Genomic DNA, 14,229 nt, shown 5'->3' with positions numbered 1-14,229 from the left:
CCCCCGGAAATGGGCCGTAAGTGACCCCGCGTTGCAGTGGCTTAGCGGGCTCGCTCGACGCGCTTCTCATCCCAGACCGGCTCGGCGGACTCATAGACCTTGCCGTCGGAACCGAAGATCAGGAAGCGGTCGAAGGTCCGGGCGAACCAGCGGTCGTGGGTGACCGCCAGGACAGTGCCCTCGAAGTGGTCGATGGCCCGTTCCAGTGCCTCGGCCGAGTGCAGGTCCAGGTTGTCCGTGGGCTCGTCGAGGAGCAGCAAAGTGGCCCCGGAGAGCTGCAGCAGCAGGATCTGGAACCGCGCCTGCTGGCCGCCGGAGAGGGATTCGTACTTCTGTTCCGACTGCGGGGCCAGGCCATAGCCGTCGAGTGCGCCGGCCGCGGCTTCGCGGCCCATCCCGGAACGGTGCTCGTCGCCCCGGTGCAGAATCTCCAGCAGGGTCTTGCCGAGCAGATCCGGGCGGACATGGGTCTGCGCGAAGAAGCCGGGCCGGATCCGGGCGCCGAGCTTCACGGTGCCCCTGTGCGGAACCTCGGCAATCTCGACGTCCGACACCGGCAGGTGCTCGCGTTCCGGGTCGGTGCCGCCGGTGGCGAGCAGGCGCAGGAAGTGGCTCTTGCCGGAGCCGTTCGAACCCAGCACGCCGACGCGGTCGCCGAACCAGACCTCGGTGGAGAACGGTTTCATCAGCCCGGTCAGTTCCAGTTTTTCGGCCACGACGGCGCGCTTGGCGGTCCGGCCGCCTTTGAGCCGCATCTGCACATTCTGCTCGATCGGCAGCGCCTCGGGAGGCCCGGCTGCCAGGAACATCGCGAGCCGCGTCTGCGCCGCGTGGTAGCGGTTGGCCATGTCCGAGCGGAACGCGGCCTTGTTCTTGTACATGTTGACGAGTTCCTTGAGCTTCACATGCTCCTCATCCCAGCGCTTGCGGAGCTCCTCGAAGCGGGCATTGCGGTCCGCTCGGGCCTCCACGTAGGAGCCAAATCCGCCGCCGTGCACCCACGCGCCGGCGCCGTTGATGCCCGGCTCGAGGGTGACGATGCGGCCCGCGGCATTGTTGAGCAGCTCGCGGTCGTGACTGATGAAAAACACGGTCTTCTTCGACTCGTTGAGCTTGGACTCGAGCCAGCGCTTACCGGGCACGTCGAGGTAGTTGTCCGGCTCGTCGAGGAGCAGCAGCTCGTCGGGGCCGGCGAAAAGCGCCTCCAGCACCAGCCGCTTCTGCTCGCCGCCGGAGAGGCTCGACGCCGGGCGGTGCTGCGCGCGGTCGAACGGCAGTCCCAGCGCGGCCATGCAGACCTCGTCCCAGACGGTCTCGACGTCGTAGCCGCCGGCGTCACCCCAGTCCACGATCGCCTGGGCATACGCCATCTGGGTGGGCTCGTCGTCGTGCTCCAGCATGGCCAACTCGGCCTCATCCACCGTGCGGGCTGCGGCCGCCAGGGCCGGCGGCGCTGCCGAGACCAGCAGGTCACGGACGCTGGAATCATCCCGGACCTGGCCGACGAACTGGCGCATGATCCCCATGTTGCCGGAGCGGCCGATCACACCTTCGTCCGCGATGAGGTCGCCGGAGATGATCCGGAAGAGGGTCGTCTTGCCGGTTCCGTTGGGCCCGATCAATGCCGTTTTGGTCCCGTCCGGGACCTTGAAGGTCACGCCGTTGAGCAGCTGGGTGCCGTCGGACAGGAAGTAGTCGATGCTGGAAACGTCAATATGAGCCACGCTTCCATCTTCCCACGGCCCTGCGGGCCTGCTGCGGGAGCCGGCTGCGGCTAGCTCAGCACCAGCAGATCCGGACGGCGCCCTGCCCAGGGCCGCACCTGCTCCACCGCGGCGCCCACCGCGAACACTGTGGCGTCATCGAAGGGATGGCCCACGATCTGCACACCCGTGGGGATGCCGCAGTCGGCCATGCCGCTGGGCACCGCGAGCACGGGGCAGCGGTTGGTGATGTTGAACGGTGCCGTCATGTGGCCCTGCCAGTAGTGCTCAAGCCGCACGCCGCCGGCATCGATCCCGTCAAGGTACATGCCGTCCGCGTCCAGCGCGGCTACGGCGGAGGCGGGGCAGATCAGGGCGTCGAAGCCGGCCATCGCCGCGGCGAGCTGGGCCTGGGTGCGGGTTTCCGCCCGGATGCCGTCGATATAGCGGTTCTCCCGGGCGGCCTTGCCGGCGTCCGTCATGAACTGCCGGGTATACCCGGCAAGAAGTTCCGTTGAGCCTCCGGTTTCATCCATCATGGCCGGACCCAGGAGGTAGCCGAAATGCGTGAACATCGTCCGGCTGATGACCTCCATGGTCCAGGGCAGTTCGATTTCCTCAACCACGGCGCCCGACGAGCGGAGGGCGGAGGCAACGGCTCGCGTATTGGCCTCCACGTCCGCGGCCACGGGATAGTTTCCCAGCCGGATGCACAGCGCGATCCGCAGGCCGGCCACGGACGCGACGGCGTCGGCACCCGGCGGGACGCACAGCGCCTGACTCCCGGCGAGCGACGTGTGGTCGCCCGGATGCCGGCCCGACATCACGTTCGCCAGGAGGGCCGCGTCCGCCACGGTCCGCGCCATCGGACCGTCCCCGCGGTAGTGGTCAGCGGAGAGCGGCGCCTGGCCCGGAATTCTCCCGTAAGGTGCCTTGTAGCCCACAGTTCCGGTGAACGACGCAGGCAGCCTGGTGGAGCCGGCGATGTCAGAGGCCGTGGCGAGCGGCGCCAGCCCGGCGGCCAGTGCCGCCGCAGATCCCCCCGAGGAGCCGCCCGGGGAGTATTGCCGGTTCCAGGGGTTGCGCGTGACACCCCACAATGGGCTGTGGGTCACCGTGGCGCAGCTGTATTCCGGCGTGGTGGTCCGCGCGTGAATGATTCCGCCGGCACGCCGGATCCGGTCGATCACGGGATGGTCCTCCTGTGCCAGCTCCCCCTTGCGGGCCACGAGTCCCTGCGAAAGGGTCCGCCCCTTGAGCCCGTGCTTTTCCTTCGCGGCGACCGGAAGTCCCAGGAGAGGCGTCAGGTCCCGGCCGCGGGCGTAGCTTGCAGCTGCCTGCCGGGCAGCGGGCATCGCTTCCTCAAACAGAGTTTCGGTAAGGGCGTTGATGCCCCCGTTGACGTCCCCGGTCCTGGCGATCACCGCGTCCATGAGCTCGACGGGCGAGAGCTCCCGGGAACGGAAGAGCCGCAGCGCCGAGGCGGCGTCGAGGTAGTGCAGCTCTGTCATGCCAGGGCCGCTGCCGGCAGGGCCTGAGCGTCGATGAGGGCCCCGGCTACGAGCTCCCGGGCCACACCCGTGAGCATGTCCAGTCCGGTCACCATGTCGGCGTCGGTAGTGAATTCCCGCTCGCAGTGCGATACGCCGTCCACGCTGGGAACGAACAGCATAACGGACGGCGCCACGGTGTTCATGGCAACGGAATCATGGCCGGCCATGGTCTGGAGGCGACGCGAGGAGAGGCCCAGATCTGCCGCGACTTTGTCCGCGAGTTCCAGGCCAGCCTCGGGGAACCGGCGGATCGGGCGGACGTCGAAGTCCTTCACGTTGACCTTGATGTTGTGCTCCCGCGCCAGGACGTCCATGTCCGCGATGAGCCTGGCGCGGGCCGCTTTGACGATGTCCGGGTCGCCGGAGCGGAGGTCCGCCACGAGGTGCACCCTGCGTGCCACCACAATCGGCGAGTTCGGCTCCAGGGTGAGCTGCCCCACTGACGAAACCAGGGCCCCTTCCGCGAAGTCGGTCGTGACATCGTGCACCATAAGAATGATCTTGGACGCTGCCACCAGAGCGTCGTGCCGGTCGGCCATTGCTGTCGCCCCGGTATGCGACTGTTCTCCCAACACCTCAATGTCCAGCTTCTGCGTGTACCAGCTGCTGTCCACCAGGCCAATGGCGATCCCTTCCCGCTCCAGGATCCGGCCCTGCTCGATATGGATCTCGGCGTAGCCTGCGACCTCGGGCCCCTCGTCCGTGCCGAGGTATCCGATGGCGCCAAGGGCGTCGCGGACCGTGGTGCCCGACAGATCCGGCACATCCAGCATCTGTTCCCGCTGCAGCAGTCTCGCAAACACCGAACTCCCCATGATGCTCGGCGCGAACCGGCCGCCCTCCTCGTTGAACCAGTTCACCACCGCCAGGTTGAACCGGGGCGCAGTGCCGCCCTCGGCAACCTCGGCGTCCAGTCGCCGTGCGGCGTGCAGCGCGGCGACGACACCGTAGGCGCCGTCGAAACGCCCGCCCAGCGGCTGGCTGTCCAGGTGCGAGCCGATCAGCACATACGGTGCCCCCGGTGTCCACTCGAGCAGCCCGAACATGTTGCCGATTCCATCCACCCGTAGTTCCCAGCCGGCGTCGCGCACCTGGGCGGCAAACCAATCGCGGGTCTGCGCGTCCTCCGCGGTGGCGGCCTGGCGGTCTACGCCGCTGTTCGCGGTGGCACCGATGGTGGCCACGTGGTGGAAGTCTTTGAGGAAAGCTGCTGAGTTCATGGGAAGTCCTTTGCTACTTAGCGGTGAAGAGGAAGGGGGCAGCGGGATCAGCCCATGCGGCCGCGCGTCTCGGGAACGTTAGTGAACAGCACCAGAAGGAGCACGACGACGGCGGCGGCTGCCATATAGAAGCCGGGGGCGTGCGGCACTCCGGTGCCGCCGACGAGCGCCGTGCCGATGAACGGTGCGGTGCCTCCGAAGAGAGCGTAGGCGCCGTTATAGCTGATCGCCGCCGATGTGAAGCGGGTCTTGGTGGAGAAGATTTCAACGAAGAAGGTGTAGCAGCCGCCGCCATAGATGCAGAGGGCGACCACGAAGAGGGTCTGTCCCAGAAGGGCGAGGGGAAGGCTGCCGCTGGTCACGAGCATAAAGCTCGGCACCGAGAGAAGGGCCAGGGCCGCTGAGCCGGCAATGAGCATCGGTTTGCGGCCGACGCGGTCGCCAATCCGGCCGCCGAGGGGGAGCAGGACGGCGTAGAGGGCCAGGGCGGCGGCATTGACCAGGAGCGACTGCTCACGGCTCAGGCGGCCCGTGGTTTGGACGTAGGACACAAAGTAGGCCGAGAGGAAATAGAAGCCCATGGCGGTGAGGCCCATCACGAAAATGACCTGCACCATGCGGAGCCGGTTTTCGCGGAAAGCCTCCCGGACCGGGCTGAATTCCTTGGTCTGGGCCGCCTTGGCCTCGTTGAACGCGTCACTTTCCACGGTGCGGCTGCGGATCCAGACGCCGAAGAGGGCCAGCGGCAGGGCCAGCAGGAACGGCAGGCGCCAGCCCCACGCCATGAAGGATTCGTTGGACATGGACTGGCTCAGGATCAGCATCATGGTGCCGGCGACCACCGAGGGCAGCGCGGTGGCTGCGATGGTGATGTTGAGCCAGAACCCTCGGCGGCTGACGGGGGCATGCTCAAAGACGAACGACGGCGCCCCCACGGATTCGCCGCCCGCAGAGAAGCCCTGGATGAGCCGGCAAAGAACAAGCAGCACCGGCGCCCATGCGCCGATCTGGCCGTACGTGGGGAGCAGCCCCATGAGCGCGGTGGCACCGCCGATGGCGATGAGGGTGATGGTCAGGACCTTGCGCCGGCCGATCCGGTCACCGAGTGCACCGAAGAACAGCCCTCCGATGGGGCGCACGACGAAGGCGACGCCAAAAGTGGCGAAAGTGGCCAGCATCGCCGTGACGGGGTTGCCGCCGGGGAAAAACATCTGCGAGAAGATGACGGCGGTGAGGCCGTAGAGGGTGAAGTCGTAGAACTCGATGAACTGGCCGATGCTGCCGCCTGCCAGGACCCGTTTCTGCATCTTAGTGATGCCGAGGGGTCCGGACGGCGAGGCATCCCTGGCCAGGGCGGGGGCGGCCAGGGCGGTTTGGGAAGCGGACTCCGGCTGGTCCGTGAGGTCGTTGATGGTCATGACAGCCACGCTAGCGGCGCCGTGTTTCCGATGTCCGCTGGCTTGTTTCGGGCTTGGGAAATGAAATCTGCTGATGTTGCCGCAGTGTTGCCGGCATGCCACTGACCGGACATACTCCGGACACTTTGGCCGTGATTCGGAACCATTGAATCTCCTTTGATCAACATGGTTGTAGCGCTTCGGGACTCAGCCAACGGCCGTCATTGCGAGGGATTTTGCCGCTCGGCCCTCGCCGTCACCGCCGCACTGCACCAACTGTGTGTGATCCGGTTCACATCTGTCCAATTGATAGTTTTTGCTGCACCGATCGATATTATCGATGCCAAAAACTCCTAAAGTCCTTCCGTCAGCAGTACCCGGAGGGGTCGGGGGGGGACATGCCCATTCGTCGCACCCGGGACTGAGCATAATGACACTATGTCCGCCCGCTGCCCCAGGCGCGGGGCATGTCCCTGAGTCCGGCCACCGCGCCCGGACCCCCGACGAACTAACGAAAATGCCCACTAGCGCCGCCCGGCGCCGTAAAGGCGGATGCACGTCTCCTCGAAAGCGAGGGCCCTGCGGGTGGGTTGCACGCCCTCCGGCCGGACCAGCATGACCTCGATCGGCGGGAAATCGTCCGTCAGGGCCAGGGCCACAACTCTCCCGCCGGAGTATGTCAGGTCGCTGTGCAGCCTCTGGTTCAGCATGGCGTAGCCGTGCCCCTTCGCAACAAAGGAGCGGACCGTTTCATAACCGGCGAAGCGGTGCCTGACGTTGGGTACCACTCCGGCGATTGCGTAAAGCTGCTCATAATATTCCCGGCTGTGCGGGAGATCCAGCACCACCGAGGGTTCGCCGTCGAGATCCTTCAGCGCGATGCTCCGATCGGGCCGTGACGCCGCTGGGTGTTCGGCATGGACCAGCACGTGCGGCGGAACCCGCTCCAGCACGGTACGCGTGAATCCCCGGCCAAGGCCAAGGTCGTACGTCAGCGCCACATCACATTGCCCCTCAAGAAGGGCCGCCTGCAGGCTCGCCAGATCAGCTTCGAGGAAGGAGACCGCAACACCCGGATGCTGGACTTCGAAGGTCTGCAGGATTGCAGGCAGCCGGAACGGCGCCAACGGGGAAAAGACGCCCACCTTGAGCTCCCCGACGAGGCTGGTCGCCAGCCCCCGCGCCGACTCATACAGGGAATCCGCATGTTCGAGGAGGACCTTGATGTCCTGGGCCAGTTGCCTGCCGGAGGGGGTCAGCCGCAGGCCGCGCGTCCTGAGCCGGACGAACAACTGGGTGGACAGGCTCGATTCAAGCTGGGCCATCGCTGTGGACAGCGTGGACTGGGTCACCAGCAGCCGCCCGGCCGCCGCCGTCATGTTTTCGAGCTCCGCCACCACCGCAAAATACCGCAGCTGGGTCAGGGTAAAGGGCTTGGCCATCTGTCAATGCTCGCATCCTGCCCGGGACCGGCCGCAATCCTGACGGTCACAGGGCCCGGAGCCGGTGCAACAGGAGGGCCACATGCAGCGAGGTCCGCGATTCTGCGTCGCCAAGGTCCACGCCGAGGACGTCTTCCAGCCGGGACAGCCGCGCATATAGCGTCGGCCGGCTGAGGAAGCCGTTCCTGGCCAGGGCCGCCTTGTTTCCCCCCGAGTCAAGGTATTGGCCGAGCAGCTCCATGTACCCGCCCCCGCCGGCCCGGGCGTCGGCCGCCAGGACGCCCTCGAGCTCGGATTCCACGAACTGCTGGACGCGGGGGTCCTTCCGAAGCAGGGCCAGCAGCCCCCGAAGGCGGACGTCGGTGGCCCGGTAGAACGATTTCCGGCCTTCCCGGAGGGTCGCTGCCGTTTCGGCGACGTGGGCGGCCTCATCGACGCCCGCGGCCGCTTCGAGCAGGGAACCCCGGAGCTGCCCGACGCCGATGCTCCACTCCACTTCCGCCGGGCCGGCGGGCGGCCTGACGGGAGGGCCGCCGGCCGGTCTGCCCGCCAAGCTGCCCGCCGGGCTTCCGGGCGCGCGCCCGGCGGGCGTGACGTTGCCCGCCAGTGCGTCGGCGAGCCGCTGCAGCGTCGGATCCTCCAGTTGCTTCGCGGGAATGGCCAGGATCATGCCGACCGAGCCGGGCCGGATACTCGCGGTCAGGGCGCTGCCCGACACGGATTTGAGCGCCCTCGCAAGCTGGTCCAGCAGCGCGCGCTCTTCCTGCTGCCCGGCCAGCGGATCGTCACCGGATGCCCCCTGCCGCGAGGGATCCGCGGCTGTTGCGCTGCTCCGGAATACGAGCGGCACGTAGTACGGCGCCCGCCTGAGCCCCAAGGCAGCGGCCCTGGCCTGCGCCTCGTCCTCTCCCAGACCCCGGGGCTGGCGCAGGGCGTTGAGGAGCCCGGCCTGCGCCTGGTGGCTCAGCTCACGCCGGTCCCGTTCCGCCAGCCGGTTGATGGCCAGTGTCTGCGCGGCGCGTTCCAGCACCATGGCCGCCGCATCGTCGTCGTCAAGCGGCACCGGAACCACCAGCCGGCCCCAAAGGTTCCGCCGGACGCCCACCGGCGTCTGGAGCCAGTCCTCGGGGCCGGTCCGGGCCGTCCCGGACGGTGACCGCGTGGTCCGCGACCGCCGCTCCCAGTCGTTGAGCAGCTCGGTTGTCTGGAGCTGCCGGGCCGAGTACGCCAGCACCAGGTGGGAAAGGTCCTCCAGGACCACGGGCGCACCGATCATGGCGGACGCCTGCTCCACCACCTGCTGAGTCCCCGCGCTTTCCAGGCTGAGCACCGTGAAGGCCTCGTGGACGTCGCGGGCGCGCTCCACCCGCTCCAGCTGTTCGGCGACGATCATCCGGTGCACGATCTCGGTGATCTGCACAAACCGCACCCGCTGTTCCACCACCATCACGGGCAGGGCCGTGCCCAGCGCGGCCGTGCGCAGGGCGTCCAGGCTGAGCTTCCGGTTTCCGATGAGTTCCACCAGCAGGCCGGAAGCTCCCGCCTGCTCGAGGGATCTGATGAACGACGCCGTCAGGCCGGGTTCCTTTTCCAGTTCCAGGCCGGTGGTGAGCACCAGCTCGCCGCCGGACAGCAGTCCGGAAAGGTCGAGCAACTCGCTCACATGGACCCAGCGCACCGGGTTGTCCAGCGCGCCGGTGCCGCCGAGCAGGAGCGGAGCCGCCTCGCGGAGCACGGGCAGGTCAAGGATCGAGCGGACGGTGGGCAGCATTGACACAGTGTAAACCCGAACCCGGATTTCTTTACACCTAGGCCCTTACGGCACCGGCATCCGGCGGAAACACTGAATGCAACGCATCCAAGTTACGCATGAGGAGAAACCGTGAACACCATTGAGCACTGGATCAACGGAAGCTACGCCCCGGCCGGCGGCCGCACGGCGGACGTCACCAACCCGGCCACAGGCAAGGTGACCGGCGAAGTTTCACTGGCTTCCGCGGAAGAGGCCCACGCCGCCATCGCCGCCGCCAGGGCCGCGTTCCCCGCCTGGCGCGACACCTCCATCGCCCGCCGCACCCAGGTCCTGTTCGCCTTCCGCGAGCTGCTCAACGCCCGCAAAGGCGAGCTCGCCGCAATCATCACCTCCGAGCACGGCAAGGTCCTCGACGATGCACTCGGCGAAGTGACCCGCGGGCAGGAAGTCGTGGAATTTGCCTGCGGCATCCCGCACCTGCTCAAAGGCAGCTACACGGAAAACGCATCCACCAGCGTCGACGTCCATTCGATCCGGCAGGCGCTCGGCCCGGTCGCCATCATCAGCCCGTTCAATTTCCCCGCCATGGTGCCCATGTGGTTCTTCCCCCTCGCCATCGCCGCCGGCAACACCGTGGTCATCAAGCCGAGCGAAAAGGATCCCACGGCCGTCAACTGGATGGCGGAACTCTGGAAGGAAGCCGGACTGCCGGACGGCGTCTTCAACGTCCTGCACGGCGACAGGGTGGCCGTCGACGCCCTCCTGACCCACCCGGATATCAAGGCCGTCTCCTTCGTCGGCTCCACGCCGATCGCCAAATACGTCTTCGAGACGGCAACGGCCCATGGCAAACGGGTCCAGGCCCTTGGCGGCGCCAAGAACCACATGATTGTCCTGCCCGACGCCGACCTCGACCTCGCCGCGGACGCCGCCATCAACGCAGGCTTCGGCTCCGCCGGAGAACGGTGCATGGCCATCTCGGCACTGCTCGCCGTCGGCGGCATCGGCGATGAACTGGTGGCCAAAATCGCCCAGCGGGCCGCAACGCTGCGCACCGGAGACGGCCTGCGCGGCTGCGACATGGGCCCGCTTGTCACCGCCGCGCACCGGGACAAGGTGGCAGGCTACATCGACGCCGGCGAAGCGGCCGGTGCCGGCCTCGTCGTCGACGGCCGATCCATCGCCCCGGATGCGGAAGGCGACGGCTTCTTCGTCGGCCCCACACTCTTCGACCACGTCACCACGGACATGTCTATCTACACCGATGAGATCTTCGGCCCCGTCCTCTCCGTCCTCCGGGTGGACAGCTACGACGAGGCGCTCACCATGATCAACGCCAACCCCTACGGCAACGGCACCGCCATCTTCACCAACGACGGCGGCGCGGCCCGCCGCTTTGAGAACGAAGTGGAAGTTGGCATGGTGGGCATCAACGTCCCGGTGCCGGTCCCCATGGCCTACTACTCGTTCGGCGGCTGGAAAAACTCGCTGTTCGGGGATACCCACGCCCACGGCACCGAGGGCGTCGGTTTCTTCACCCGCGGCAAAGCCGTCACCTCCCGCTGGTTGGATCCAAGCCACGGCGGCATCAACCTCGGCTTCCCGCAGAACGCCTGAGCCACCCGTACCCGAAAGGCACCCGACATGACTTCCACCCTTGAAAGCGGAGCCCTACTGCAGCAGCAGGCCTCCGACGGCGCCCGCCGCGCCTACGAACTGGACCGCAAGCACGTCTTCCACTCCTGGTCCGCCCAGGACCTCCTGGATCCGATGGTCATCACGGCGGCCGAGGGATCGCACGTCTGGGACGGAGACGGCAACAAGTACCTCGACTTCTCCTCCCAGCTGGTCAACACGAACATCGGCCACCAGCACCCCGCCGTCGTGTCCGCCATCGCTGCCCAGGCCGCCAAGCTCTGCACCATCGCGCCGAGCTACGCCAACGACGCCCGTTCGGAGGCTGCCCGCCTGATTGCCGGACGCACACCGGGTGAGCTGGACAAGATCTTCTTCACCAACGGGGGCGCCGATGCCAACGAGCACGCCGTCCGCATGGCCCGGCTGCACACCGGCCGGCACAAGGTCCTCTCGGCCTACCGCTCCTACCACGGCGGGACGCAGCTTGCCGTCAACCTCACGGGCGACCCGCGCCGCTGGGCCAGCGACAACGGCAGCGCCGGAGCCGTCCGCTTCTTTCCCCCGTACCTGTACCGCACGGCCTTCCACGCCACGACGCAGGCGGAGGAAAGCCAACGGGCGCTCGAGCACCTGGAACAGCTGATCAGCTTCGAGGGTCCATCCACCATCGCTGCACTGATCCTCGAATCGATTCCCGGGACCGCCGGGATCTATCTGCCCCCGCCGGGCTACCTGCAGGGCGTCCGTGACCTGTGCACCCGGCACGGCATTATCCTCATCGCCGACGAGGTGATGGCGGGCTTCGGCCGGACCGGAAAGTGGTTCGCCGTCGAACACTTCGGCGTTGTCCCGGACCTGCTCACCTTCGCCAAGGGCGTGAATTCCGGGTACGTGCCGCTGGGCGGTGTTGCCATCAGCCCCGAGATAGCGGCAACTTTCGGAAAGCGGGTCTACCCGGGCGGCCTGACATACTCCGGCCATCCGCTCGCAACGGCGGCCGCGGTCGCCACCATCAACGCCATGGCTGACGAGAAGATCGTGGAACACGCAGCGTTCCTCGGCGAGACCGTGATTGGCCCGGCCCTCGCCGGCTTCGCCGAAAACCACCGTTCGGTCGGCGAAGTGCGCGGCACGGGCGTCTTTTGGGCCATCGAGCTGGTCAAGGACCGCACGACGCGCGAGCCGCTGGCCCCCTACGGAAGCTCCAGTCCGGAAATGAACCAGCTCGTGGCGGCCTGCAAGTCCCGCGGCCTGTTGCCGTTCGCCAACTTCAACCGCATCCACGTGGTCCCGCCCTGCAACACCAGCGTAGAAGACACCACGTCCGGCCTCGCCATTATCGACGAAGTCCTGGACATCGCAGACGGTTTCGCCGCCTGAGACCCTCACCCACCTCCCGCGATCCCTGAACGGACGCCCCCTCACATCAGGTGCGGGGGCGTCCGTGGTTTCGGCCGCAAAGGCGAGAGAACGTCCAGGGATCGGGTCAGCCGGCAGCGGTCAGGAACTCTTTGAGCAGCGGTCCGGAGGTGGTGGCGCCGAGGCCGCCCTCCGCCACGAACACGGCGACGGCGAGGTCCCCGTGCACGGCCACGATCCAGGCGTGGGTCTTGGGCGGGGCGTCCATGCCGAATTCGGCCGTGCCGGTCTTGGCACCCACGGGAGCGCCCGGAACGGACGCCAGGAAGCCGGCATGGCCGGAGGTGACCACGGCGCGCATCATGTCCGCCAGGGCGGCGGCCTCCGCTGCCGTGACCGGCGTACCGGAGGTCTTCGCGGGGGCCGGAGCGGCCGACGGCGTCGGACCGGCTGTCGGGGTCGGACCGCCTGTCGGGGCGGCCGGGGCGCGTGCCGCTGCTTCGCCGCCGGCGCCGGGGTTCAGCACGAGCTGCGGCAAGACGGGGGCGCCCTTCGCCACCGAGCCGGCCATGATCGCGGCTGCCAGCGGGGACATGAGCACCTTGCCCTGGCCGATCATCGAGGCGGCATGTTCGGTGCCTTCGGCGTCCCCGGGAACGGCACCCAGGAACGCGACCGCCCCCAGCGAAGGGGCTTCCACGGCGACACCCAGGGAGGTGGCAGCGGCTTCCAGCTGGGCCTGCTTAACAGTGCCGCGGGCGTTGATGAACGCGGTGTTGCAGGAGTGGGCGAAGGCATCGCGCAGGCTCACGGAACCCAGCGATGCGGCGGGGTAACCTTCAGCATTTTTGAACGTCCGTCCGTCCACGGTGAGGGTGGCCGGGCAGTCAACCTTGGATTCCGGGGTCGCGCCGTTGCGGAGCATGGCCAGCGAGTCCACAATCTTGAAGATCGAGCCGGGGGCGTACTGGCCCAGCATAGCGGTGTCGTAGCCGTTGCTGCCGGGGCCGGAGGCTGCGGCAAGGACTGCGCCTGTGGACGGGCGAAGCGCCACGATCGCCGATGCCGGACCCACCTTGCCCAGAATGTCCTCGGCGAGTTGTTGCAGGTTTGGATCCAGGGTGGTCTGCAGCGGAGTTCCCGGCTTCCCCTGAACCTGGAACAGGACCCTGCGCGGGTCCGGAACCACCCTCAGCTCTTCTGCGGTGAGCCCTGCCTTCTGGGCCCGGATCACGGTCGAATCGGTGCCGCGCAGCTGGGCATCATACCGCTGCTGGAGTCCGCCGGTGCCGGTGGTGTCTCCTGGTTTCAGCGCTCCGCTGGATTGTTCGATTTGCTCCGCACTGGCCTCGGAGGCGGTGCCCAGCAGTGCGCGGGCGAACGTGCGGGTGGGGGCCAGCGGGAGCGAATCCGGGATGGCCCGGGCGCCGGGAATCGCCGCAATTTGGGCGTCGGTGATGGTGCGGCCGTCCGTGCGCAGGGTGATGGCGGCTACGAACGCCTCCGGTCCGGATGCCTTCACCTGCTGTACATAGGCAGCCGGGTCGATGCCCACCAGCTGGGCGAGCTGAGTGGCCGGATCCGCGGCATCGGCCCCCGCGAGCTGCGGCTTGTCGATGCCGACGTTTACCACCGCCCGGTAGGTGACCAAGGGAACGTCCCCGGCGCCGAGGATGGCAGCCCGCTGCGGTGATTCCGCCGACAGGCTGAGGATGTCCCCGTCCGCCAGCCCAGGCACCAGCATGGCTGGATTCCAGACGGTCAGCCACTTGTCGCCGGACTTCTTCAATTGGGCGGAGACCGTGTAATTCCACTCGTCCGGGCCCACAGTCCAGCTGTAGTTCAGCGGCACCGTGGCGGTGTCCGACTCCAGCGTCAGCTCACCAGCCTGCACCGACGGCTTGTCCGGTTCCAGCGCCTTGAAAACGGCCCTGACCTGCTCATTGGCCGCCGCAGCATCCTTGCCCGCAAAGGCAACGGAGCCGACGTCGAGCGCCGCCACGGCAGACGCAAGCTGCTTCGCTGCATCCTGCGCGCCGGCGCGCCCGTCCGAACATCCCACCAGGGAGGCGCCAAGAATGAGCCCGACAAGGACAAGTGACAGTTTTGATGAGTTCCCCATCGCGCCATTATGCCCCGAACTCCGGACAATTCCCTTGTCACG

The 14,229-nt window shown here is 67.6% G+C and carries 9 protein-coding genes; 2 read left to right on the top strand and 7 right to left on the bottom strand.

All coding sequences use genetic code 11. The features are described from left to right. Nucleotides 1–41 precede the first annotated feature (41 nt). The 6 genes from AC50X6_RS05465 to AC50X6_RS05440 all read right to left on the bottom strand — a co-directional run bounded on the left by AC50X6_RS05465 (nt 42) and on the right by AC50X6_RS05440 (nt 9,086). Nucleotides 42–1,724, bottom strand: a complete 1,683-nt coding sequence (locus tag AC50X6_RS05465) for an ABC-F family ATP-binding cassette domain-containing protein (protein WP_494965245.1) — start codon at nt 1,722–1,724, stop codon at nt 42–44. A 50-nt stretch (nt 1,725–1,774) separates the two neighbouring features. After that, the gene (locus AC50X6_RS05460; protein ID WP_494965244.1) at nt 1,775–3,214 is read right to left on the bottom strand and encodes an amidase; all 1,440 of its coding nucleotides are present in this window, start codon (nt 3,212–3,214) and stop codon (nt 1,775–1,777) included. Beyond that, nucleotides 3,211–4,476 (bottom strand): M20 family metallo-hydrolase, encoded by a 1,266-nt coding sequence (locus AC50X6_RS05455; RefSeq protein WP_494965243.1) that lies wholly within the window; start codon nt 4,474–4,476, stop codon nt 3,211–3,213. Before AC50X6_RS05455 ends, AC50X6_RS05460 begins: the two co-directional genes overlap by 4 nt. Nucleotides 4,477–4,523: 47 nt before the next feature. After that, nucleotides 4,524–5,894 carry an MFS transporter gene (locus AC50X6_RS05450; protein ID WP_494965242.1) on the bottom strand — a complete coding sequence of 457 codons (1,371 nt, stop codon included), beginning with the start codon at nt 5,892–5,894 and terminating at the stop codon, nt 4,524–4,526. Between the two features lie 503 nt (nt 5,895–6,397). Continuing rightward, a complete protein-coding gene (locus AC50X6_RS05445; RefSeq protein WP_494965241.1) occupies nt 6,398–7,315 on the bottom strand; it encodes a LysR substrate-binding domain-containing protein in 918 nt (305 codons plus the stop codon). Between the two features lie 46 nt (nt 7,316–7,361). Further along, the gene (locus AC50X6_RS05440; RefSeq protein ID WP_494965240.1) at nt 7,362–9,086 is read right to left on the bottom strand and encodes a PucR family transcriptional regulator; all 1,725 of its coding nucleotides are present in this window, start codon (nt 9,084–9,086) and stop codon (nt 7,362–7,364) included. A 111-nt stretch (nt 9,087–9,197) separates the two neighbouring features. Between AC50X6_RS05440 and AC50X6_RS05435 the strand changes: the two genes are divergently transcribed. Continuing rightward, nucleotides 9,198–10,685, top strand: a complete 1,488-nt coding sequence (locus tag AC50X6_RS05435; RefSeq protein ID WP_494965239.1) for a CoA-acylating methylmalonate-semialdehyde dehydrogenase — start codon at nt 9,198–9,200, stop codon at nt 10,683–10,685. Nucleotides 10,686–10,712: 27 nt separating this feature from the next. Continuing rightward, nucleotides 10,713–12,086: an aspartate aminotransferase family protein gene (locus tag AC50X6_RS05430; RefSeq protein WP_494965238.1), complete on the top strand. Its 1,374-nt coding sequence runs from the start codon at nt 10,713–10,715 to the stop codon at nt 12,084–12,086. 106 nt (nt 12,087–12,192) lie between these two features. Here AC50X6_RS05430 and AC50X6_RS05425 read toward each other — a convergent pair whose 3' ends face one another. Next, nucleotides 12,193–14,187: a penicillin-binding transpeptidase domain-containing protein gene (locus AC50X6_RS05425; RefSeq protein ID WP_494965237.1), complete on the bottom strand. Its 1,995-nt coding sequence runs from the start codon at nt 14,185–14,187 to the stop codon at nt 12,193–12,195. Nucleotides 14,188–14,229: the final 42 nt, after the last annotated feature.

This window comes from Pseudarthrobacter sp. HLT1-7 (genome assembly GCF_059383435.1).
The sequence above is the reverse complement of the archived record's forward strand: the minus strand, read 5'-3'. Positions and strand labels throughout refer to the sequence as shown.